The sequence below is a fragment of the Arthrobacter sp. NPDC092385 genome (genome assembly GCF_044755105.1).
Classification (GTDB): Bacteria; Actinomycetota; Actinomycetes; order Actinomycetales; family Micrococcaceae; genus Arthrobacter_D.
Genome location: NZ_JBIVQL010000023.1, coordinates 1 through 22,961, shown reverse-complemented (window position 1 = coordinate 22,961; position 22,961 = coordinate 1). Strand labels below are relative to the sequence as shown.

The following is a 22,961-nucleotide window of genomic DNA, read 5'->3' as shown; positions in this document are numbered from 1 at the left end:
AGACACTCCAGGACCATTCAGGACTTCCTAGTGGTCTCCGTAGGGCCAATCGAATCTGGCCCTTACCTCTTCGAGCGGCAAGCGCAGCGTGCGGCTTATGTCGTGCCAGCTAACGCCCTCGTTGCGGGCAAGGCGTACCGCGGCCGATAGCTCGCGTTCAGCCCGGTACGCCTGCTGTTGCCGGTCCTTGAGGAGCGCTTTCCAGTCCTCGATGAGCCAGCCGCGGCCGGCCAGGTCGTCGTCGCTGGATTGCTCGAAGCAGTCCCCCAGCAGGCGGTAGGACGTGAATGCTCGGAGGGCTTCGTCGGGCGTGAGGGCGTCGAACTAGCTAGTGTCGTCCGGGCCACCGTAAGGCGGTTTCCTCATCGCGGCGTCTCCTCAGGAAAACTGATTGGCTGGAAAGCCTTCGCCCGGGGTACAACTGTGGTGAAGTCCCGGACGTCTACCTGTTCCCCCATGCAGGTAGCCCTCCGGGATCTTCTTTATGCCTCGACAGTCGATGCTCCTGCTCGCAGGATAGACCCGCTGCTGGCCCGCCCTGTAGCCTCCTGCCCACCCGTGCACGGCACAAGCTCCCCCACGCTCCGCTGCTTGTCCCGCACACACGACGCTCCTATAGCTGTCAATTGCTGTGAGAGCGCGCCTTGGGTCGCTGTCCACAACCGGGGACAGTTCTCATGGGTTATCCACCGCTACGACTGTTGGGGAGCTACCTGATGGCTCCCTAATTCCAGCCGTGGATAACCCGAACTGACCCCAACCATGGACAGACTGAGTGGGTGCCCAGGCCCTGTTGGTTGCAGTTATACGGTGAGGTCTTCCCAGGCGAAGGTCGTTGTCTGCCCTGTTTCCCAATCGCGCCGAAGGATGGCGTAGGCGACCGAGGCAAGGGTCAAGTCCCGGGAAGTGGTGTAACGGTTGATCCTTCGGTTAGGCGCTGAGGGCCATGATCGTGTCGGTGTCCGCCTCGCTTCCCGCGTCGGGGACGGGGCGCATGCGAGAGCGGGCGAGGATGTCGAGGCCGAGATAGCGGCGCCCCTCGGCCCATTCGTCGGTCTGTTCAGCGAGGACGCCACCAACGAGGCGGATGATCGCCTCGCGGTTGGGGAAGATGCCGACACTGTCGGTGCGGCGGCGGATTTCCCTGTTCAGTCGCTCGTTGGGGTTGTTTGACCAGATCTGCTGCCAGAGGTCCTTGGGGAATGAGGTGAACGCGAGGATGTCTGCCCGTGCGGCGTCGAGATGCTCCGCGACGGCGGGGAGTTTCTCGCTCACGTAGTCCAGGGTCCGGTCGAACTGCGCGGTTACAGCTGTGGCGTCGGGTTGGTCATAGACGCTGTGGAGCATCGCTTTCACGGCCGGCCACATGCTCTTAGGGGTCACGCTCATCAGATTCGCGGCGTAATGAGTGCGGCAGCGTTGCCACGCTGCCCCGGGCAGGTTCGCGGCGATCGCGTCCTTGAGCCCAGCGTGCGCGTCGGAAGTGACCAGCTGGACCCCGGTCAGGCCGCGCGCGACCAAGTCGGCAAAGAACGCATTCCAGGCTGACCCGCTCTCACTAGTGGCGACCTGAAGTCCGAGGACCTCACGGCGACCGTCGCCATTGACCCCGGTCGCGATCAGGACCACGGTGTTCACGACCCGGCCGCCCTCTCGGACCTTCATCGTCAACGCGTCCGCGGCAACGAACGTGAACGGGCCGGCCTCGCTAAGGGAGCGGTGGCGGAACTCATCCACGTGTTCATCGAGATCAGCCGCCATCCTGGACACCTGCGACTTCGACAGGGAGTGGATACCGAGCTGCTTCACCAGCTTGTCCATCCGTCGCGTGCTGACGCCGGCGAGGTAGCAGTCCGCGATCACCGTGATCAGTGCGGCCTCGGATCGTTTCCGGCGTTCGAGGAGCCATTCCGGGAAATACGTGCCCTGTCGCAGCTTCGGGACGGCGACATCGATCGTTCCGGCACGAGTATCGAGGTTCCGATGCCGGTAGCCGTTGCGGTGTGTGGTGCGCTCGGGGCTGCGTTCGCCCCACTCCGCTCCGACCACGGCATCGGCGTCAGCGGACAGCAAAGCGTTGATCATGGTCTGCAGCAGATGCCGCATCAGGTCCGGGGACGCGTCGGTCAGGGCTTCTCCGAGCACGGTCGCGGGGTCGACAATATGGGGAGCGGTCATCGTGTTGATGCCTTTCGAGTGGGATGTGAGAGTTTCCTCGAAGGATCACACGGTGACCGCCTTCACGTCAGCAACGACGCAGACAACCACCGTGGCGTTACACCACTATGCGGGACTCCACTGAGGCAAGCAGGGTCCCATCTTTGCTGGGCCAACTCTCGCGGTAGTGCGCCTCTTTGACCCAGCCACAGCGCAGGAAGGTTTTGCGCATGGCGATGTTGTCCTCCCTGGTCTGCCCCTCGAACCGGTTGACTGCCGACATGGTCGTGAAGACGTGATGTGAGGCTGCTTGTAGAACCTCTACTCCAAGGGCGCGGTTGCGGAAGGATCCATCGAGGCGAAGGTCGAACATCGGGTTGCCCTCACTGAGGTCTTCCAACCTGAAGAAGCCGATACGTCCATGCTCGTCATGGTCAACCCAGAAGGAGTCATTGTCTTCATCGCGAAAGCGGCCTTTATCGATGGAGGTTTCTACCTGCTCGCGAGTGAGGTGAGAACCGACGTGGAAGGGAAATTCGTTGCGCATCATGAAGCTGATGAGCGCTTCGTGGTCGTCTCCGACAGGATCAATGCGCGTGAGAATGATCGACATAGCGCCTTACCCTACGGGGTGCCAGCACACCTGGAGAGCTGGTGGCGCTCTATTTGGCCTACTGCTGATGCTTGTTCTCCTAGCCAGCTTCGATACCTGACAGTGAGAGAGTCGTTTCGGGTCCGTCCGCGCTCGAGGCGAGAGAGGTAGGAAGGCCATTGGTGGAGGTGCTCGGCCACCTGTTGCAGCGTGATCCCAAGTTCGCGTCGCTGTAGTCGTAGGTCCGTGATCATCGGTGCTGGGACCGGGTTGGTGATTTGTCGGTAGACCTCGCGGGCGACGTAGCGCTTGAGGCAGCGCATGATCTCTCGTTTACTCTTGCCCTCAGCTGTTCGTTTGTCGACGTAGTCCTTGGTCCTGGAATCTGAGCCCATCCTGACCAGCACGATGTGGTGAAGTGCGCTGTTGGCGTGACGATCTCCACCACCGCTCAGCCGGTGCCGGGTCGATTTGCCGGACGATGCCGGGACCGGGGCGACGCCAGCGGGGGCCGCAAACTGAGCTTCGTTATTGATGCGCTGCTTGTTGTCACCAACGGTTACGAGCAGCTGGGACGCCACATCGGTGCCGACTCCGGGTAGGTCACAGAGCAGTGGCGCGTAGGAGTCGAGAATCTCCCGCAACGACTCCGTGGCGTCGTCGATCTCGGTGGTGAGGTCCTGGTAGCGCGATGCAAGGGTCCTCAACACCCGGGCCGTGACGTAGTTGGGGTCAGCAAGATGTCCTGATGGACGGGATCTCGCCATCATCGCGATCATGGGTGCCGTCGGCATGCCCCGGTACTTCGCTCTCAGCTCGTCGGCTGCGGAGACAAGAAGGTCGCGGATCTGATTGATCGTCGCCGTTCTCGATTTCATCGCCGAAGCCCTACCCGCCCGCAGCACACGCAGGCATTCCACGGGTCCGTCCTTAGCTTTCGGGACGGCAGTGCTAGTTCCCGCGAGGACTGACCGTGCGGCCTGGTACGCGTCCAGTGGGTCTGATTTCCCGTGCATCCGACGTTGCTGACGGTTGGGTCTGTTCACTTCGATAACAGGCATGCCGGCCTGGAGGAGCACCTTGGTCAGTTCGGCCCCGTACGTGCCCGTTCCCTCGACGCCCACTCCCCCAATCTCGCCATGCCCGGTGATGAATTCGACGATCTCGCGGTATCCCGAACTGGTGGTCGAGAACTCGTGGTCCTTCACGGGTTTCCCGTAATCGGTGATGACGGCGACGTGGTGGGTGTCTGCGTGGGTGTCGATCCCGACGAAGACCTGGTGTTGTTCCTGATCTGGCATGCGTGCCTTCCTGAGCTGGTGGGCATCACACGGTGGGGACGGGCAGACAATACGGTAAGGGGACGTGGTCAAGCTCCTGACTTGTTTCATTGGTGGTGGGATGCTGCAGGATCTGCAGTCTTGTAGCGTCCAGGGTGTCAGTCGGCACAGGTCCGCAAGCTCCTTGCCGCCCGTCTCGTTCGGGTTGGCTCACTGATAGCGTGCCGCGCCGCTGACACCCGCCCGGGGCGTGGCTCGACAGAGGCATGCGAACACTTCAAGTCAGGGTGCCCGCCACGGGTGATCCATCACTTACATCGGCGTAAGGAACCCGGACATGATTATCATCGGCATCGACCCGCACAAATCCTCCATCACCGCAGCAGCCATCGATTCCTCGGGGTGCCAGCTCGCGGTACGGCGCTTCGTCGTCAACGCAGGAACCGTTAGACAGTTACTGGGCTGGGCCGCGCAGTGGCCTGAACGCAGGTTCGCTATTGAAGGCGCCAATGGTCTGGGCCGGGGAACCGCGCAGATCCTCGTGGCCCAGGGTGAGGCCGTCGTCGACGTCCCCTCCACGCTGGCCATGAAAGTCAGGGTCCTTTCCACCGGCGGTGGACGTAAAAGTGACCCCGCGGACGCATTCGCGGTCGCCCTGACCGGTCTCCGACAGGAGAACCTGCGCGTCGTCGTAGCAGAGGACCAGACCACGATCCTGCGTCTGCTGGCCGAACGCCGAGAGGATCTGGGCCACGAACGAGCCCGGCTGCTCAATCGTCTGCACCGGCTCCTGCGCGAACTTCTCCCTGGTGGTGTCGAACCCGGCTTGAGCGCTGAGAAAGCTGCTGCGGCGCTGCGGGCGATCAGGCCGGCAACAGCCACCGACGCGGTTCGAGGCGAGCTCACCAAGGAGCTGCTCGCTGATCTTCGACGCATCGATGCGTCAATGAAAAGCAACGAAGCCCAGACCCGTACCGTGTTGGATGCCTCCAACACCACCTTGCAGGAGATCCCCGGTATCGGCGTTGTCCTGGCGGCGAAGCTGTTGGGTCATGTCGGTGACATCACCCGGTTCCCCAGCGCGTCGCATTTCGCCAGCTACACCGGCACCGCGCCGTTGGAGGCCTCCAGCGGCAACCACAACCGACACAGACTTAACACCGGAGGTAACCGGCAACTGAACTCCGTGCTGCACACCATGGCTGTCTGTCAGAGCCGCGACCCCGGGCCCGGCCGGGTCTACTACCTGAAGAAAATCAGCGAAGGAAAAACGCCCCGAGAAGCCCGCAGAGCACTCAAACGACGCCTCTCCAACGTCCTCTACCGACAGATCCTGCACGACCACCACCACGCCGAAAAGACCGCCGCTTGACACACAGAGGCGCTATCAAGCCATGCCTGTTCCGTGTGAGGCGATCGCGAGCCGACGGACAAGTCGTGTGCTGGACAGTGGCCATCGGTCACGTCATGTGGACTAAGGGTCACGCCGGATCGCGATCAATACCATCATTACCGTGGACAGCAGGAACCAGGGGCCCACCTGCACACACCCACCACGTCACCGACACGGGTCACTCACCTTGAGCAAGCGGTGGCCGTGCACAGCCTCCACCGCTGCAGGCTGAGACCAATCTTCAACTGTCGAGGAGCCGAAGCGTCGGGGTAGCGCCCACTGGCTTGGTATAACGGCGCGCTTGGTCCTTACACCCTTCGCGTCGACGGATAACAGTGCAAGGGTTCACTACCCATCGGCTCGGCTTACACACGCCCCTCGGTTGCAACTCCTTTCCCTGTCCCTCTGTGAGAATGTGAAGAGTCTTTTCCTGAGGAGCCCCGTGCAGACACTGCTTGACCGTGCAACCATCCGAACCGACCTCGGCAAATTCTCCCACCGCTGGCGCGGACGGATCGACGGCTGGGAGCAGTCGGGTCAAGCGCACACTGAGAAATCCTTTGCCCAGCAGCTGTGGTCCGACCTGCTGAGGTGTTTTGGTGTCATTCCGGAACGCATCGATCTCTTCGAGCGGGACGCCACACGGGCCTCGACGGGCGGTACTGGCTACATCGACTTTTTCTGGTCTGGAGTAGCTATTGGGGAGGCCAAGAGTCTTGGCAAGGACCTCGATAAAGCACACAAGCAGGCACTGGATTATCTCGCCGGCGGCTCGGTGAAGCAGTTCGAATACCCGAAGCACGTCATGGTCACCGACTTTGAGAACTTCCGCATTGATCGAATGGGGGAGGAACCGTGGACCATCCGGTTCACTATTGATCAGATCGCGGATCACGTGGATCAGTTGATGTTCCTCGCCGGGCACGAGACGGTGACGAAGACGCAGGAGGAAGAAGCTTCTATCGCTGCCGCCCAGTTGATGGCACAGCTCTACAACGCTCTCGTTGGTGACAATGCAGACGAGGCAGTCGGTGATGATGCTCCGACCAACATCGAGGAAGAGGACCAGAAAGCGCAAGAAGCTTCTGTTCTCCTCACCCGCTTGTTGTTCCTGCTATTCGGCGATGATGCAGGGCTGTGGGAAGAGGACCTATTCCGGAGGTGGGTGGAGTTCGACACCACTGCATCGAACCTGGGGCCCCAGCTCGATGCGCTGTTCCGAGTGCTAGATATGGATCCTTCAAGCCGGCGCAACATACCCGAGAGCCTCAACAGTTTTCCTCACGTCAACGGAGCGCTCTTCGACAGCTCCATGCCAGCAGGGTTCCTGCCCGAAGCGATGCGCGAAGCACTCCTAGACGCCTGCCGATTCCGTTGGACACAGATCAGCCCCGCCGTCTTCGGCGCCATGTTCCAACTCATTAAAAGCAAACAAGCCCGTCGTGGAGACGGGGAACACTACACATCCGAGACCAACATCCTGAAAACTATTGGGCCGCTGTTCCTGGATGACTACCGGCAACGTGCGGACCGACTCATCGCCGCACAATCAACCACGCTCAAGGCTCTCAACGACTTACAGGACGAGCTTGCGTCGAACCTGTACGTTGACCCGGCTTGTGGTGCGGGCAACTTCCTCAACGTCGCTTACGCAAAACTCCGGGATATTGAGACAGACCTCATCGCTGCACGCCACCGTAAACAGGGTGGAATGGACAGATCGCTCGACGCGACAATTGACCAGCGACTTTCGATCGACCAGTTTTGGGGCATCGAGATCAACTGGTGGCCAGCGAAGATCGCAGAGACAGCGATGTTCTTGGTCGACCATCAAGCCAACCGCCGGCTAGCGGCCGCCATTGGTCAAGCACCAGACCGGCTTCCGATCAGAATCACCGCTCACATCGTTCACCACAACGCTCTCACCCTCAATTGGTCACAAACTCTTCCCGAGCCTGACGGCCAGACGTTCGTGTTTGGCAACCCTCCCTTTATCGGCCAATACACAAAGACCACAGTTCAGACGGAGGACATGAAAGCGGTCTGGGGTGACGACTACAACGGATACCTTGACTACGTCACCGCATGGCACGCCCAAACAAAAACCCTACTTGCTGACCGCTATGGCGAATTTGCTTTTGTTACCACAAATTCGATTGCGCAGGGGCAACCAGTTGGTGCGCTCTTTGGTTCCCTCGCTCGTGACGGCTGGCGTATAAAGTTTGCCCACAGGACGTTCAAGTGGGACTCAGAGGCGCCAGGTAAAGCTGGTGTTCATTGCGTTATTGTCGGGTTCACCCGCGACCGCTCCTCTCCCCAAAAGCTCTGGGACTACCCGGATGTTCGGGGTGAGGCGGTCCTGCAGAAACTCGAACACGGCATTAATGCTTACCTCATTGATGAACGTGACATCGTGCTTCGAAAGGAGCGCAAGCCAGTCTCCCCGGTGATACCTGCGGTGAGCTACGGATCGAAACCTACTGACGGTGGGTACCTGGCATTAGACGCCAAGGAGGGTAAAGCCGGCCTTGACGAGGATGCAATCGCTCGAAAGTATCTGCGCAAGTTTGTAGGCGCGAAAGAGACATTGCACAACATAGAACGCTGGTGCCTTTGGCTTACCGACCTGACTCCTGCTGACCGCAGAAACTCAGCCGCACTGAGTAGCCGAATCGAAAGCGTCCGGCAGATGCGCTTGGCAAGCCGTAAGCAACAAACCCAGGAGTCAGCAAACACTCCTCACCTCTTCCAGGAAATTCGACAGCCAACCGAACCTTACCTTTGCATCCCAATCCACGTGAGCGAAAACCGTAAATATTGGACAGCACTACGCTTCGATGCGGACATCATCTGCGGGAACGCAAACTTCCTTGCTGCGGATAAAGACGGGCTGCTTTTCGCTCTCATCTCCTCGTCAATGTTTATGTCATGGCAACGTGTCGCTGGCGGCAGGCTCGAATCAAGGTATCGCTTCGCTAACACTCTGACGTGGAACACCTTTCCTGTCCCTGAACTTAGCGACCGAGATAGACAGCGCATCATCGCTGGTGGGGATGCAGTGCTTCAAGCACGAGCATTGCAGCCAGGTCAATCCTTAGCTGACATGTACGACCCACTGTCAATGGCGCCGGAACTGCTCGCTGCTCACAATGCCCTTGATAAGGCCGTCGACCAAGCCTTTGGATCCTCTCGACGTATCCGCACCGAGAAGCAACGACTTGAAGTGTTGTTCGCTCACTACAGAGCGCTCGTCAGCGCCCCTACTCCCCTGATCGCGGCTCCGTCAGGTGACGCCCCTGCCGAGTGATACGCACTGCCCATCTGCCAAGCTCTCCGTCATGGACCCAGCATCCCAGCCGCCGACCGCGCACCTGGGAACGGTGCCCTCATGCCTATGTCCTGTGAAGCCCGGAGAGGGCCAGACCCCCGTGGGGTGGGTGTCCGATCCTCGGCCTGTGAATCGCCCCGGGTTTAGTGGAGGCTCTCAACCCATGGAGGATGAGAGTTATGGCGACGAAGTACAGCGATGAGTTGCGTCAGCGGGCGACCCGGATGGCGGTCGAGCTGCGGCGTGATCCGGACTCCCGCGTCGGTGCGGTGGAGCGGGTGGCGAAGCAATTGGGGATGCACCCGATGACGCTGCGTAAGTGGGTTCGACAGGCTGAGGTCGATAACGGGGTTCGGGCGGGCACCACGAGTGCGGAGGCCGAGCGGATCGCGAAGCTTGAGAGCGAAGTCAGGGAACTGAAGCGGGCCAACGAGATACTGCGGACAGCGTCGGCTTTTTTCGCCGCGGCGGAGCTCGACCGCCAACTGAAGTAGTTACTGGCTACATTGATGCCCACCGTGATCGTGTCGTGGAGGGCAAACCACTCGGGGTCGAGCCGGTCATCGAGGTCCTGCGCTCAGCAAGCGTCGAGATCGCCCCGAGCAGTTACTACGCCGCGAAGAGCCGGCCGCTCTCAGCGCGTGCGGTGCGGGATGCGGAACTGATGCCGGTCATCACCAAAGTGCACCAGGACAATATTGGTGTTTATGGTGCCCGGAAGGTCTGGGCGCAGATGAACAGGGAAGGCCACCCTGTCGCCCGGTGCACCGTGGAGCGATTGATGCGAGCCGGCGGCTTGCGTGGGATCAGCCGGGAGAAGACCCGCAAGACGACCCTCGTCGCGGGCGCGGAAACACCGCGGCCGGCGGACCTGGTCGAGCGGCAGTTCGTTGCTGCAGCCCCGAACCAGTTATGGGTGGCGGATCTGACCTACATCCGGACACACTCGGGGTGGGTCTACGCCGCGTTCATCATCGATGTCTTCAGCCGCCTCGTCGTCGGCTGGCAGGTATCGACCTCTCTGCGAACCGATCTGGCCCTGGACGCCCTCGAGATGGGGTTCTGGAACCGTCAAAGAGCCCGACAAAGCGTTGCGGGTCTGACGCATCATTCCGATCGTGGAGTGCAATATCGTGCGATTCGCTACACCGAACGGCTTGCCGAAGCCGAAGCGGTCGCTTCCGTTGGATCCAAGGGCGATTCCTACGACAACGCCATGGCCGAGGCATTCAACTCGCTCTTCAAAGCTGAGTGCATCCGCAACCCGATCATGCGGCCCAAAGGCGGCTGGAAAACCGTCAGTGACCTTGAAATCGCTGTCGCTGAATACATTGACTGGTTCAACCATCGGCGCCTCCACGGCGAAATCGGGCTGATCCCACCGGTGGAGTTCGAGAACAACCATTGGGCGCACGAGTCCACGGAGGCCTACAGTCTTACCAACGTCCCCACCGGGGCCGGAAGCAAGTGAACCGAGCCTCCATCAAACCCGGGGCGATTCAGAGTTTCTGTTTGCGGACAATGCTTGGACATGCTTCCATAAAACAGCTTCGGACTCCTTGATAGTCGTTCCGCAAACAGCAAGCATGACGTCGTTCAATAGGTAGTGCAACGTCGATCCTTTGTGAAGCAGGAGGTGCACTATCTTCTCATTGTGAGCATTTGCTGCCGCACGAAGGTGCTCTTGAGCCTTGATCTCACAGGCCATAGCCGAGAGGATGATGGCGCGGTTGCGATCGGGTTGGTCGGTGCCCTCGGTCAGATGCCAAGCGTCCGCTAGGAGTGCTTGCGATGTTGGAACAACTAGCCCTTCCTGGACACCAGCCATCACCGCATCTAGGTGAGATTTACCAATCCGAAGACGCGAGGAAATGAACGTACGGCTTGTTGCAGGGCCAACCCCGGCGATGCCTTCACCTGAGTCGGCGTAGTAGACGCCACCCCTTCCGTACTGCCTTGGAGCATCCGCGCTGAGCCCCAACCAGGGTTGGCGGCTTAACGCGCGGACCCATTCGAGGAAACGCCTCATCGCCGCTTCTGCACTACTTCTACCCCGTTCGTACGCCTGCTGTAGCGTCGCGCCAAAGGCGCCCTCGAAGGGGTTTAGCGGCGGATTCGGCGGGAGGTCGGCCTCGAACGCAACGGCTATCATGACGATTCTCACTGCGATGGTTCGACTGTCCCATCCGGGCTCATCGTAGACACTCGACACAGGAAATGCCGATGGTGTCGGCAAGAGGTCCGCCTCCCAGTCCCTCGCCGTAAATTCATCCTGCTCATTGGGAAAATTGATGAGAACGGTGTCGCCGTTACTCTCGAATCGATTACTCCAACCCATCAAGCTCGGGTCTACCCACAGATCATTGACGACGTAGCGAATCCTAACTTCGAGATTGGTCATGGTTCAGTGAATCAGCAAAGGCAGGGGTCCGCCGCGGTCTGCGACAAGAGTCGGTAGAAGTGGCTGCAGCCGAACATCACACTCTCGTTGAACGCGCCATCTCAACTAGTGCAGAGAATCCTGGCGCCGGCCTTCGGGTCCTTGGACCAGACTAGGACGAGTCCCCACCGAGCTATCTCGAGGCGGCGCACCAGCTCACCCTCGCGCAGCTGCTCGGACACGAACGGGATCCCCTGCATCGGGGCAACGTTCCACGAAGGCTTCAGCTCATCCTGAAACGTCTCGTCAACGCTGAAAGCGTCCCGGATAGCGGCCCTGTTGTCGGTGGAGAGCAGTATTTCGGGAGGCAGTATTCGCACCACGGCTTGGTGGGCTCCATGTTGACCAGGTGATGATCGTGTCCGCCGGTTACGCCTGCTCGGGCAATGCTCGGATCGCCCGTTCGATCTGGGACGTGGTTGGTGCCCCAGCGAACCCGTTCTCCGTTGTGTAGACGCGGCACGCAAGTGCCTGTACAGGAGATGTCGGGAATAGGTCGACGCCGTCGGCCAGGAGCGTGGGCGATCCTCCGAACCCGAGGCTTGCCGCTTCGGCCTCGGTGTGGATCGTCACCAGCTCGACGGCGACGCCCCCGAGCCCGAGAGCGTCGAGCGCCGCGCGTGCGTTGGCTTCGGCGATGTCCGTGTTGGGGCAGTCGACGATGTGCAGCAATTCCACTTTCACGAGGCGCTTTCCGTTCTCTCGCTGTTGGTCATCGTGCGAGCGTTCGGCAGGAGGAGGTTCAGGCAGACGAGTCCGACCCCAATCACGACGAAGACGTCGGCGACGTTCCCGACGAAGAGGTCGCCGTAGGCGAGGAAGTCGGTGACGTGGCCGCGGCCGAACGCGGGCGGGTTCATGATTCGGTCGATGAGGTTGCCGACCGCGCCGCCGAGGACCAGCCCCAGCGCGAGGCCCCAGCGGGCACCGCGCAGCCGAATGGCGAAGATGACCACCGCGGCGGAGGCGAGTACGCCGATGAGGGTGATGATCCAGGTGGCCCCGGAGCCGAGCGAGAACGCGGCTCCGGGGTTGTAGACCAGGGACAGGCCGAACAGGTCCCCGACCAGCGGGATCCGTTCCCCCGGGGCCAGCTGTGCCACGGCGAGGGCCTTCGAGGCCTGGTCGAGCACCACAGCGAGCACGGCCACGACCAAGGTGAAGCCAAGGGCTCTCCTCGCCTGCGGCCGTGGGCCCGTACGGTCTTCGCCGACTGTCGCGGCGACGTCCTGCACGGTCACGCGATGGTCTTCCGGGTCCGGGCGGCGCGCAGACCGTTGAGGATCACGACGACCTCGGCGATCTCGTGCACGAGCACCACGGCGGCGAGGCCGAGGACGCCGAAGAGGGCGAGCGGGAGCAGGGCGCTGATGATCAGCAGCGACAGGATGATGTTCTGGTTGATGATGTGCCGTCCGCGGCGGGCGTGGTCGAACGCGCGCGGCAGCAGCCGCAGGTCGTGGCCGGTGAAGGCCACGTCGGCGGACTCGATCGCGGCATCGGAGCCGGTCGCGCCCATCGCGATGCCGATATCGGCAGCGGCCAGGGCGGGGGCGTCGTTGATGCCGTCGCCGATCATCGCGACCGAGCCCTTCGCACCGAGCTCTGCGATCGCAGCGGCCTTGTCCTCCGGGCGCAGTTCGGCGCGGACGTCCTCGATCCCCGCTTGGGCGGCGAGGGCGCGGGCGGTGCGAGCGTTGTCGCCGGTGAGCATCGTGACCCCGATGCCCTGCGCGGCGAGGGTACGGACGACCTCGGGGACCTCCGGGCGCAGCTCGTCGCGGACGCCGATCGCGGCGACCGGCTCGCCGTCGCGGTGGACGATCACGACCGTCATGCCCTGCTCCTCCAGCCCCGCGACCTGGTCGCCGAGGAATCCGGCGTCGAGCCAACGCGGGCTGCCGACCGTGATCCGCGCGCCGTCGAGCTCGCCTTCGATGCCGTGACCTGCCTGCTCGGTCACGCCCTCGGCTGCAGGGGCCTCAGGCGCTGCAGCGGTGATCGCGGCCGCGAGGGGGTGGGTGCTGTGCTGCTCCAACGACGCCGCCCACGCCAGCGCCTGCGCCTCGGTCACGCCGTCGGCGGTGAGCACCGCGGTGACGGCGGGCTCGTTGCGGGTCAGGGTGCCGGTCTTGTCGACCGCGACGTGGCGGATCACGCCGAACCGCTCGAACACGGCCCCGGACTTGATGATCACGCCGAACTTGCTCGCCGACCCGATGGCGGCCACCACGGTCAGCGGGACCGAGATCGCCAGCGCGCAGGGCGATGCCGCGACCAGTACGACGAGTGCGCGGGTGATCCACAGCTCCGGGTCGCCGAGCAGCGACCCGATGATCGCGACGAGAGCGGCGAGGATCAGCACGCCGGGCACGAGCGGGCGGGCAATGCGGTCGGCGAGACGGGCGCGGTCTCCCTTCTCCGCCTGCGCCTTCTCCACCAGGTCGACGATCGTGGTCAGCGAGTTGTCCGTGCCGGCCGCGGTCGTCTCGACCTCCAGCGCCCCCGCGGTGTTGATCGCACCCGCCGACACGGCATCGCCGGGCTCGACCTCGACCGGGATCGACTCCCCCGTGATCGCGGACGTATCCAGGCTGGAACGTCCCGTGCGGACGACGCCGTCGGTCACGATCCGCTCGCCCGGCCGCACCAGCATCAACTGACCGACAGCCAGGTCCTTCGCGGCGACCTCCACCGAGACGCCGTCGCGGCGGACGGTCGCGGTCTCCGGGACGAGCTTGAGCAGCGCCCGGAGCCCGCCGCGAGCACGGTCCATCGCCTTGTCCTCCAGCGCCTCGGCGATCGAGTACAAGAACACCAACGCCGCGGCCTCCTCGACGTAGCCGAGGATGACCGCGCCGACCGCGCTGATCGTCATCAGCAGCCCGATGCCGAGCTTGCCCGTGAACAGCTTCCGGATCGCGCCCGGGGTGAACGTCGACGCGCCCAGCAGCAGACCGATCCAGAACGCCACCAGTGCCGGGATCTCCATCCCGGACCACTCCAGCGCCAGGCCGGTGAGGAAGGCGACGCCGGAGAAGACCGGGACCATGATCCCGCGGTCCCGCCACCAGGGGCGCTCCGCCTCCTCGGCTTCATCGCCTATGACAGTCTCGGGCTCGTCGTGCTCGCAGCCGCACGCCGCGCTCACTCGCCTGCTCCCGTCCCGCAGCAGCCCGGCACGGTGCACGAAGAGTCCACGCAGGGAGCGTGCTCGTCGACAGCAAGCGTCACGTCCACCAGTGCGGTGAGCGCCGCCGCGAGGTGCGGGTCGGCGATCTCGTAGCGCGTCTGCCGCCCCTCAGGCTCGGCGACCACGATGCCGCAGTCGCGCAGACAGGTCAGGTGCTCCGGCCACCCGGAGAACAGTCGCACGTGTCCCCACTCGGACACGGCAGCACCGGCCGAGCCGCCCCGCTCGACGACCACGGCGTCAACGCCGCGTTCGGTCAGGTGGGCGGCTGCAGCCAGGCCCTGCGGACCGGCACCGATGACGACGACAGGAAGCTCAGACATCACATCTCCTCAGATCGAAAAACTTCAATACGAGAACACTCGCTTACCTATCGAAGTTTGTCAATACGTGTCAGACTATCCGCATGAGCCTTCCCGTGACCATCGAGCAGAGCACGTGCTGCGTGCCGCGCATCACCGCATCGATCACCCCCGAGGAGGCCGAGCGTTCCGCTCGGGTGTTCAAGGCCATCGGTGATCCGACCCGCGTGATGCTGCTCTCCCTTATCGCCGGCACCGAAGGCGGCGAGGCCTGCATCTGCGACCTCATCGAGCCGGTCGGATTGTCACAGGGGACGGTCTCGCACCACATGAAGCTCCTCACCGACGCCGGGCTTGTCACCCGCGAACAGCGCGGGAAGTGGGCGTACTTCGCGCTCAACGACGGGGCGCTCGAGGCGGCCGCGGATGCGCTGCGACCTGCCGCGCTGGGCAGTGCGAACTAGTAGTCATCGACGCACGGCTGGGTAGTTCGACCAGATCCCGCCGGCTTTGCTCTTACGCCGGTCCGCCGTGTGGTTGCCGATTCCGATGACGTCGGCAACCACGGCCGAGGGCATCCGCATGCTCAGCAGGTTCATCCGGGTCTCGCGTGACACGCGTGGACGGATCCCGAGTTCCGTGAGGCGCAGCCTGATGTAGGCCGCAGTCATGTGAGCGCCGGGCGAGAGTCCCTCGAACAGCCAGCTCGATTCCCCCGCGGCGTATCCCCGTCGCGGCGCGGCGGAGAGGTGCCGTCTGACGATGTCCCCGACCCGGTCATCGAGCACGACGGGCGTGACCCCGAACCGCACGGTCACCTGCGCCCCGGTGGCGTCTACTCGGTCGCGAGTCATACTGACGGCGCGTCCGAGGATCTGCGCATAGAGGAGCATGAACAGCCCTGCCACGCGCACTTCCAGTTCCACATCTTCTCCGTTGAGCAGAAGGTCGATATCGCGCCACAGCTCCTCCTCGGTCACGTTCGACATCGTGTTCCGTGCAGCCCGGACGTTGGTGGCGAGGTCGCCCGTCAGCCGCGTCTTGGTCGCCCACCGCACGAAGTGCTCCACGGGCTCTCGCGTCTTGACGCGGGCGATGTAGTGATCGAGCGTGCGTTGATCAAGGTCACTGACGGCGAGCCCGCGAGCATCCATCCAGGTCAGGAACCGGACGACCGCGGCCAGTTTCCCGCGCTGGCCGATGAAGGCCTCGTTGGACAGGTCTCGATCGCGGTCTCGATAGCGCCTGTGAAGCTTGGGCAACACGTCCCATCTGTAGAAGCGGCGGAGCTTGTTCCCGGTCGGGCGCTCGAGAGTCGCAGCCACCGCGGCAACGTGCAGCGTGAGCTCGTGCTGCAGCACGTGGATGTTCGGCAGCACCTGGGCTTCGATGAGCAGACGCCGGAAATACCGCGTTGCTGGCCTTTGCTGGAGTTGATCAAGAGACGAGTGATCAACGGGCAGCGCGCCCGTGGCCATGCCGCGCAGGGTCTCTGTGACGTGCGGCCGCCGCAGCCAGCGCACCACCGAACGCGGGTCCATCGGCGCGTTCGCAAGGTACACGCGAAGCCTGGTCAGCTCGATCGGAGCCGATCCCTTGGGTCCGATGAGCTCGTCCAGTCGTGCCTGCAGCCGGCATCGCCCGCAGTGCGTTCCGGTCAGGAACTCCTCACTGCCGCACGTGCGGCACGCGAACCGTGGCGGGTGTCCGGCGCAGATCGCACAGGTGATTACGCCTTCATCGGTGCGAAATGCGAGGACTCGGATGTTCCCGCACAACGGACACTCTGACGGGTTCCTGCGGAGCGCGCTGTAGCAGACGTTGCAGATCTTCTCGCCGAGCAGCGAGTAACGGCCCGCGCTCGAACGCCCGCAACGGTCACACGTCTGTGACGGCGTAGCCGTCATCGGCCTGGATCGGCGGGACGATGAAGTCGCGCACGCACAGGACGAAGGTCCCCGATCGCCGTGTCACGCCCCCGCCCAGTGCCCGTCTTCTTCGCCGCTGCCGGTCGCGCCACGACAGTGATGAGGTCGTTCGGCTGGCATCCGAAGATGCGGCACAGCGCCGCAAGAACTTCGACGTTCAACCGCTCCGGTGCTTTGGTGACCAGTCGATACACCTGCTCGCGGGACAAGACGATGCCCTGCTCGCGCAGCGGCGCGAGCAGCTCCGTGGTCTGGAACATCCCAGCCTCGGCCATCAGAGCACGCAGGTGCCAGTCGATCGGCCCCTTCGAGTCAGTCCCCATCACGGTCCTCCGTGTTCCTCTTGAGCGCATCAGCGAGCACCCGGTTCTTATAGTCGTCCCCGACAGACGTGTAGATCGCCGTCGTCGAAGCGAACGTGTGGCCCACCTGATCCTGCACGAACTTCTCGCTGTAGCCCCACTCGATGAGGTTCGTCACATAGGTGTGCCGCAGCGAGTGCAGAACCAGCTCTTCCGGAAGTCCGGCTTCGTCGCGCAGCTCGGCGAAACGGTCGTTCAGGTAGCGGCCACCGATTCTGGTCCTGCGCTCCGTCGGCCAGAGGATGTCCGTCTCCCAATCACCGACCACCCGCGGCCGGCCCTGGTCCACCCAATGGGTGAGGCCGTCAACGACCCAGTCGAACTCGGGCAGAGTCAGCACGGTCCGTCGCTTCGGACCGGTGCCCCGACTGCCCTTCCCGTGCCGGACATACACCGCTCCGAAACTCCCGAACCCCGGGGCCACCGGGTTCGACCGCAGATCGGCAACGTCGAGCCCAATGCACTCGGAACGCCGCAGCCCAAAGGCGTAGATGGTCTTGAACATCTGCGCGTTCCGGAGCGCAGCAAGCGCACCCTTCCTCCTGGCACGTACGATCGCCTCGACCCGAGCATCCGCAGCATCGAAGAACCGCTCCAGCTCATCGAAAGTGAGGGCACGTCGCCCGGGATCCCCCTCATGGTCGAGCAGGTGCGAGATCGTGTTCCAGTCATGGCAGATCTGCTGCGGCGCATCCCCGAACCGAGCCAGACACTCCGCCTGCCAGCCGTACCGCGGGTCAGTGAGGAAGTCGCAGAACAGACGGATCCTCGTCTGATACCCCCGAATCGTTGACCGCTTCAAGGGACCCTTGCCGGGTCGCACGCGCACTGAATAGTCCTCGAGATCCCGCGGCTGCCACTGCCACGGGTACGCCGCGCAGAACTCGGCGAAATCCTCGATGAACCGCCGGCGCGAATCGATGGTGGTCGCCTGCAAACCGCGACTTGTCTGCTGGTTCGCCCAGCCATCCAGCATCGACTCGAAGACGTACTTCCCCTCATCGAGGGCGACGACATTTCCTGTCAGCCGCAGCGAAGAGCGACCATCAACATCTGAACCAGAACGCACCCCTCCATGGTTGCAGCAGTTGCATCATTGTTGCAACCACTCTCCATGATCTTCACCCGCAGAGGCTGTTGGACACGTTCGTGAAGCACCACCCCAGCAGGCAAGAAGGTGACTTGGTAGCCGAATCACCCTTGTCGGCACCATACGCGACAGCCACGCCGCCCGTGATCCACTCCTGGGCTCGGCGGCCAGCTCCCGCCGAGCCTCCTGCCGCGACCGAGAAACTCCAGATCAACCATGCAATCGCAAGCAAGTGATGCATCTGATGTCGATACTGCTTGGTCTTCCTGCGATCACGAAGCGTCCACACATGGTTCTGATTGTGCCTCAGCTATCGCCCGGCCAACGGATTCGCCCTCATACTAATGAGAACCCGTAAGCGCCACCCAATAGACCTATGTACAGCTCTATTGACTGGTGCTAAGTTGCATACATGGCTTCAATTTTCCAATACGAGACGATCTACCAAGCGCTACGGGCAAGGATCGAAGCGGGTGAGTTTACCGTCGGGGACCAGCTCCCCTCCATCGCTGCCCTACAGGATGAGTACGGAGTGAAGAGCCTCGGTACTATCCGAGCGGCACATCAGATGCTCATCGAGGATGGCCTGGTGCGCTCCGAACAGGGACGCGGCGTCTTCGTGACTTCCACCGAGTCCTCTCGGGGTCTGAGCGTTGATGACACTCTCGCAGCGGCTATCGAGCAGCTGCAGCGCGTGCAGCGTGCGGTAAAGGCTCAGCGCATCCGCCGAGTAACCATCGACCTCAACGACCCAGAACACCGCCACGCCTACGGGCTCCTCACCGACACCCTGCGTGAGGAAGCTGCAAGGAGACGTGAGGACGCCGAAGACGGCAATTCTTTCGACGCCGAGACCTCTCTCGAGGTTGCACAGGACGCCGACTGGATCGTCGGCCTGGTTGAGGCAGCCCTCGAGAACACCGAAGGGCTCAGCTGACACCAAGTGGTTCGCCTCCTGACCACATGGGCACGGCACGAGCTCCCCACGCTCCGCTGCTCGTCCCGCACACATATGGACAGCAGGGACCAAGGGCCCACCTGCGCACAACCACCTGCGTCACCGACACGGGTAGCTCACCTCGAGCGAGCGGTGGCCGTGCACAGCCTCCATGGGTGCGAGCTGGGACTAGGGCAGGGACACCGATCAGGGTTTGATTGTCGGCGCTGCCTCGTACTGTCCGGACGTGGGTGAGAACAAAAAGCATGCCGCCTACTACGCGAAGCGGATGGACGAGCGGATAGAGGAGTTCGTCATGCGCGAGGAACTGATCATGCTCACGGCGGCCGAGCTCGACGTCGAAAACTGCCGACCCACTGACTTCTCGGAGCCTCGCCGGGTGTACGCGTGGGTCCGCTACCCCTCCAAAGCCATCCGGGTCCAGGCACACGCGATCGCCTACACACGCACTGCGGTGAAGATCCGGTTCCTCGAACCGCTCATAAAGATTCAGCGTGAGGGCTGGGTGTGGCTGAACGCTGTTACGCCGGCCGACCCCGCAGAGTCTGCTGACGGAAGCTAATCCGGACCCTGTGGGGGGTCTCTACTCCGCTGCCTGGGGCGAGGCGTCGACGTCGCCGCGGGCGATGTCGACGCGGGCCTTGGCGTAGGCGGCGCTGATGTAGTCCTCGAGCTTGGCGCGTTCAATGCGCCACTGGCCGCGCCCGCCAATTTGGATGGCCGGCAAATCCCCTGAGGCGATGAGTCCTCGGACGGTGTTGTGCTTGGTGTTCAGCTCGTCGGCTACCTGCTGCAAAGTCAGGAACCGCAGCGGCGTGGGCTGCTCCCCGTCCTGAGGTTGGTCTGTCATGTACCCAGCATTCCAGCCACCAAACGCTGCGCCGCTGATCGACGCCGGATCGACGCCTTAAATGGGTGGAGACGGAACCACACCACATGGCTCCGTCTCCGGTTTTCCCTCGTGACAAGGAAATCTGTTAGCTCCACTGACAGGGAGCCTCGTCTGCACTGTAGCCCGCGTCGGGCGTGGGCGCGCGCGTTGCACGCTACAGCGCTATTAAGTGGCTTTGGGGTGTGACATACCCTCGCTGGTAGTCAGGTGCAGTAGAGCGCCTACTCGAGGTAGCGGCTCCACGTGTCTAGCAGTGGGCAGGAGCCGCTGAGGGGCGGCAGGAACGCTGTGCGATGCACGTGTCCTGCCGCCCGCCTCATTCCCCTACCTGGCCGGCTCGCTCAGCTGGGTCGTCTTGTCCTGCGTGCAGGTCTTGGGGTCCTTCATCGCGTGCTCGGTGATGAGGGATTCGACCTCGCTGAGCGTGTATCCCCACTCTTCGAGCTGGAAGAGGTAGTAGGCGGCCTGGGGGCCGGGGCGTCGCCATGATTCGCGGCTGAGGTCCGCCTCGTGGGCGGCGAGCATCATCGCCAGGACCGCCTTGTCGGGGTTCATGGTCGGCTTCTCGACCAGTGCCCGGTATGCCCGGTAGTCGGGGTCGGTGACGCCTGCGAGGCCGGCGGCGAGTTCGTGCTTCTGCGCGGTCGCTCGGGCGATGGAGTTGCCGTAGTTCGCCAGCGTCGTGGCCGTGAACTGCGCCCATCCCTTCGGCGGGGTCTTCCTCCCCAGCAGGGTTGTCAGCCAGCCCTGCCGAACCTCGGTCGCGGCGTCCCACTTCTTGTTGTTCTGGATCACCGTGCGGCGTTCCTCCTTCTGCGCGTCCGTCATCGGCCCGGACTGACCCGCTGTGGAGCTCATGCCGAGCCCTTCGCGGATCGTGAAGCCGTGGTCCCGGAAGTTCGCGACCACCGGGGTCACCTGAACCTCGCCCCGGTAGGTCGAGCTGACAACCACGGCATTCGCGTCATCCTTCGTCGCTTTCTCGCCGTCTGCCCGCAGGAGCATGTGGGGGTGCTGGTGCTCCGGCATCCCGTACCCGGCACCGTCGACGACGGTGTTGCCGAGGGCTTCCTGCTCAGCCTTCGCGGTGGCGATGAGGCGGGCGGTGGCACGTTCCTGGCGGAGGTAGGCGACCTGGTGGTCGAACTGCTCGGGCTGCACCTCGAGGATGTGCTGCAGGCGCTTCACGGTCAGCTCCTCGTCGCTGAACTCCTCGAGCGCCGCTGACTGCTCCAACGTCCATCCGGCGGTGAGTGCTTCGGTGGCGGTGGTGTTGGCGCGGACCTTCAGCGCGGTTTCGACGGTGGTCTTCTTCGTGCCGGTCTTCTTGGCGATCTGCGCGGCCGTAATGCCCATCAGGGACAGCTGGTGGAACGCTTCGGTGCGGTCCCGGTCGTTCAGGACCAGGCTCTGGTCGTTCTCGACCATCTGCTGCACCAACCGGTCAGCTTCCGTGAGTGAGGCGACGACGTACACGGGCATGATCGGTTGTGCGGTTTCGACGGCCGCCAGGGTACGCCGCTGCCCGTACAGGACGTGCACACCGGCCTCGGTGCGGTGAGCGACGACGGGCTGGAGGACGCCGTGCTGCTTGATGGAGGCCAGGAACTCAGGATCGAGGCGGACATCGGCTCGGACGTTGGCGTCGATGGTGAGCTGGGTCGGGTCGAGGTGCTCGAGGACAGCTGTGGTGCTGGTCTGGGTGTTCATAGTTATTGCTCCTTCGGTCACGAGGTGGGGAGAGAGCCTGTGGTGATCCAGCTGGTCTTAGCCCTTCCCCCATTGTTTTTTGCCTGCTGGCGAGCTCGCTCGCTCGTCCCCGACGGAGCACTGTTCAACCCGAAGGGGCAGGGGCCTGCCAGAAACCTCTCAAGGAAATAAGCGACGCAGGAGCGCCGTAGAGGTTTGTGGCCGGCCCCACTCGGCGCAGCCGATTGACGCTGTGGAGCGGGGGCGCACAATCCGCCAGGACAGCAGACAAAAACACCCGGCTCGGCTGCGACGAAGGAGCAGCCTGGCCGGAACAGCCCGGAGCGAAGCGAAGGACCATAGCCCTGCTCGGAGCGCCAGCGGAAACAGGGAAGCACTACAGGTGAGACACACGCTCCCGCCGGCCCTACCGGTAATGGTTGACTGAGTAAGTTGCAGGTCCGCTGAGACCTCGCCAGTAGGATCAGGCCACAAGCATGGTTACTTCTCTGAACGAGGGCTTATGGCCGTCCTGCCTCTGTTCCTTTGAGTGGAGGAATCAGCCACAGATGAGTGGGGGTGTGCTCTTGCAGGGATTAGCTTTCACCTTCTTCGGTCGCTATTCCTGCTCTTCGGATTGGGAGCTGCTGTCTTCCGATCTCCCATTTCCAAGGGCCACCAGGCGTGGATGGAGCTGTTCGCCGGCCGGCGAGGTCGTGAAGCGGCCGAAGCGATCGGTGAAAGGACCTGGCTGGCGTGCGGAGTGATGCTCGGGCTTGTCGGTCTTGCGCTCCTGTTCGGCGGTTTGAAGCTTCTCCTGCGCCATTGAGATAGCGTCCACACACGCCACCGTTCTACCCCGTCTTTCGCCACAGAGTCCCTGCCATGGTGAACTTAGGCTCCGCTGCGCCGACCTGTTTGGATGCCTCCTCGCAGGTTAGCGCAGTGCCGACGCCACAGGCTCTGCTTGCTCAGGTTCGGTGGGCGTGCTCGGGGCAGTAGTAGCGGCCGACGTCGACGGTGATCGTCCTGTACAGCCAGCCCTCGGGTAGGGGTCGTCCCTCGTCTTGGAGCCTGGTTGTGGCGCGGCAGACACAGCACTGTGCCAGGGCCGGGGTACTCATCAGGTCACACCTCCGCATCGAAGCTATCTGGGGAGCGCTCCCACCCAGTAGAACTAGGGCGTGTCTGACAATCGTTTGGACCACGCGAGCACCGCCTTCAGGATCACCGCGGCCCGGTAGACGATCGCGTACTTGTCATACCGGGTTGCCAGCCCGCGCCACTGCTTGAGTTGGGCGTACTGGCGCTCGATGACGTTGCGGCCCTTGTAGGCGGCCGCGTCGAGGCCCACGGG

Annotated in this window: 21 protein-coding genes, 1 pseudogene and 1 other annotated feature; of the genes and pseudogenes, 6 read left to right on the top strand and 16 right to left on the bottom strand. The window is 63.1% G+C overall.

Translation table 11 applies throughout. The annotated features are described in order from the left end of the window. Window positions 1-930: 930 nt before the first annotated feature. The 3 genes from ACIQCY_RS17440 to ACIQCY_RS17430 all read right to left on the bottom strand — a co-directional run bounded on the left by ACIQCY_RS17440 (window position 931) and on the right by ACIQCY_RS17430 (window position 4,050). The gene (locus ACIQCY_RS17440; RefSeq protein ID WP_158505802.1) at window positions 931-2,178 is read right to left on the bottom strand and encodes an IS256 family transposase; all 1,248 of its coding nucleotides are present in this window, start codon (window positions 2,176-2,178) and stop codon (window positions 931-933) included. Between the two features lie 97 nt (window positions 2,179-2,275). Further along, on the bottom strand, window positions 2,276-2,770 hold the full coding sequence (locus ACIQCY_RS17435; RefSeq protein ID WP_400485110.1) for a GNAT family N-acetyltransferase: 495 nt from the start codon (window positions 2,768-2,770) through the stop codon (window positions 2,276-2,278). A gap of 11 nt (window positions 2,771-2,781) precedes the next feature. Next, a complete protein-coding gene (locus ACIQCY_RS17430; RefSeq protein ID WP_196597596.1) occupies window positions 2,782-4,050 on the bottom strand; it encodes an IS110 family transposase in 1,269 nt (422 codons plus the stop codon). Between the two features lie 316 nt (window positions 4,051-4,366). Here ACIQCY_RS17430 and ACIQCY_RS17425 point away from each other — a divergent pair, with 316 nt between their 5' ends. The 3 genes from ACIQCY_RS17425 (at window position 4,367) to ACIQCY_RS17415 (ending at window position 10,221) form a co-directional block, all read left to right on the top strand. Continuing rightward, window positions 4,367-5,401: an IS110 family transposase gene (locus tag ACIQCY_RS17425; RefSeq protein ID WP_400485109.1), complete on the top strand. Its 1,035-nt coding sequence runs from the start codon at window positions 4,367-4,369 to the stop codon at window positions 5,399-5,401. Between the two features lie 463 nt (window positions 5,402-5,864). Further along, window positions 5,865-8,729 carry an SAM-dependent DNA methyltransferase gene (locus tag ACIQCY_RS17420; protein ID WP_196597593.1) on the top strand — a complete coding sequence of 955 codons (2,865 nt, stop codon included), beginning with the start codon at window positions 5,865-5,867 and terminating at the stop codon, window positions 8,727-8,729. A gap of 191 nt (window positions 8,730-8,920) precedes the next feature. Beyond that, window positions 8,921-10,221 (top strand): IS3 family transposase gene (locus ACIQCY_RS17415; protein WP_400485108.1). Its coding sequence is split into 2 segments (ribosomal slippage): window positions 8,921-9,215 and window positions 9,215-10,221, totalling 1,302 coding nucleotides; the frame shifts between segments, so codons are not numbered across the junction. Then, window positions 9,202-9,351 (top strand) — a sequence feature (AL1L pseudoknot). (Overlaps the previous gene by 150 nt.) Before the next feature lie 12 nt (window positions 10,222-10,233). Here the strand turns inward: ACIQCY_RS17415 and ACIQCY_RS17410 are convergent. The 6 genes from ACIQCY_RS17410 to ACIQCY_RS17385 form a co-directional block, all read right to left on the bottom strand. Further along, a complete protein-coding gene (locus ACIQCY_RS17410) occupies window positions 10,234-11,151 on the bottom strand; it encodes a hypothetical protein (RefSeq protein ID WP_158505756.1) in 918 nt (305 codons plus the stop codon). Window positions 11,152-11,252: 101 nt separating this feature from the next. Continuing rightward, entirely contained in the window at window positions 11,253-11,513 is a 261-nt protein-coding gene (locus ACIQCY_RS17405) for an SOS response-associated peptidase family protein (protein WP_400485107.1), read from the bottom strand. Window positions 11,514-11,559: 46 nt separating this feature from the next. Further along, window positions 11,560-11,874: a hypothetical protein gene (locus ACIQCY_RS17400; RefSeq protein WP_016465414.1), complete on the bottom strand. Its 315-nt coding sequence runs from the start codon at window positions 11,872-11,874 to the stop codon at window positions 11,560-11,562. Continuing rightward, a complete protein-coding gene (lspA, locus tag ACIQCY_RS17395) occupies window positions 11,871-12,431 on the bottom strand; it encodes a signal peptidase II (RefSeq protein ID WP_016465415.1) in 561 nt (186 codons plus the stop codon). The genes ACIQCY_RS17400 and lspA overlap by 4 nt, the downstream gene beginning before the upstream one ends. Beyond that, window positions 12,428-14,341 (bottom strand): heavy metal translocating P-type ATPase, encoded by a 1,914-nt coding sequence (locus tag ACIQCY_RS17390; RefSeq protein ID WP_400485106.1) that lies wholly within the window; start codon window positions 14,339-14,341, stop codon window positions 12,428-12,430. The genes lspA and ACIQCY_RS17390 overlap by 4 nt, the downstream gene beginning before the upstream one ends. After that, window positions 14,338-14,706, bottom strand: coding sequence for an FAD-dependent oxidoreductase (locus ACIQCY_RS17385; protein ID WP_400485105.1), 369 nt, complete (start codon window positions 14,704-14,706; stop codon window positions 14,338-14,340). Before ACIQCY_RS17385 ends, ACIQCY_RS17390 begins: the two co-directional genes overlap by 4 nt. 83 nt (window positions 14,707-14,789) lie before the next feature. Between ACIQCY_RS17385 and ACIQCY_RS17380 the strand changes: the two genes are divergently transcribed. Beyond that, a complete protein-coding gene (locus ACIQCY_RS17380) occupies window positions 14,790-15,149 on the top strand; it encodes a helix-turn-helix transcriptional regulator (RefSeq protein WP_061015170.1) in 360 nt (119 codons plus the stop codon). Between the two features lie 3 nt (window positions 15,150-15,152). On the opposite strand, the gene ACIQCY_RS17375 is transcribed toward ACIQCY_RS17380, so the two are convergent. From ACIQCY_RS17375 to ACIQCY_RS17365, 3 genes are all read right to left on the bottom strand, one after another. Then, window positions 15,153-16,247, bottom strand: a complete 1,095-nt coding sequence (locus ACIQCY_RS17375; RefSeq protein WP_157543490.1) for a hypothetical protein — start codon at window positions 16,245-16,247, stop codon at window positions 15,153-15,155. Between the two features lie 341 nt (window positions 16,248-16,588). Next, on the bottom strand, window positions 16,589-16,936 hold the full coding sequence (locus ACIQCY_RS17370; protein WP_061015168.1) for a helix-turn-helix transcriptional regulator: 348 nt from the start codon (window positions 16,934-16,936) through the stop codon (window positions 16,589-16,591). Beyond that, window positions 16,926-18,044 carry a tyrosine-type recombinase/integrase gene (locus ACIQCY_RS17365; protein ID WP_233486705.1) on the bottom strand — a complete coding sequence of 373 codons (1,119 nt, stop codon included), beginning with the start codon at window positions 18,042-18,044 and terminating at the stop codon, window positions 16,926-16,928. The genes ACIQCY_RS17370 and ACIQCY_RS17365 overlap by 11 nt, the downstream gene beginning before the upstream one ends. 433 nt (window positions 18,045-18,477) lie before the next feature. On the opposite strand from ACIQCY_RS17365, the gene ACIQCY_RS17360 reads away from it, so the two are divergent. After that, entirely contained in the window at window positions 18,478-19,002 is a 525-nt protein-coding gene (locus tag ACIQCY_RS17360; protein WP_158505758.1) for a winged helix-turn-helix domain-containing protein, read from the top strand. A gap of 247 nt (window positions 19,003-19,249) precedes the next feature. Continuing rightward, window positions 19,250-19,585, top strand: coding sequence for a hypothetical protein (locus ACIQCY_RS17355; protein ID WP_158505759.1), 336 nt, complete (start codon window positions 19,250-19,252; stop codon window positions 19,583-19,585). Window positions 19,586-19,606: 21 nt separating this feature from the next. Here ACIQCY_RS17355 and ACIQCY_RS17350 read toward each other — a convergent pair whose 3' ends face one another. The 4 genes and pseudogenes from ACIQCY_RS17350 to ACIQCY_RS17335 all read right to left on the bottom strand — a co-directional run. Next, entirely contained in the window at window positions 19,607-19,873 is a 267-nt protein-coding gene (locus tag ACIQCY_RS17350) for a helix-turn-helix domain-containing protein (RefSeq protein ID WP_158505760.1), read from the bottom strand. 366 nt (window positions 19,874-20,239) lie between these two features. Beyond that, window positions 20,240-21,625, bottom strand: coding sequence for a ParB/RepB/Spo0J family partition protein (locus tag ACIQCY_RS17345; protein WP_158505761.1), 1,386 nt, complete (start codon window positions 21,623-21,625; stop codon window positions 20,240-20,242). A 598-nt stretch (window positions 21,626-22,223) separates the two neighbouring features. Beyond that, window positions 22,224-22,430, bottom strand: coding sequence for a hypothetical protein (locus tag ACIQCY_RS17340; RefSeq protein WP_158505762.1), 207 nt, complete (start codon window positions 22,428-22,430; stop codon window positions 22,224-22,226). Window positions 22,431-22,781: 351 nt separating this feature from the next. Next, window positions 22,782-22,961 (bottom strand): annotated as a pseudogene (locus tag ACIQCY_RS17335) (IS5/IS1182 family transposase); the annotation flags it as partial.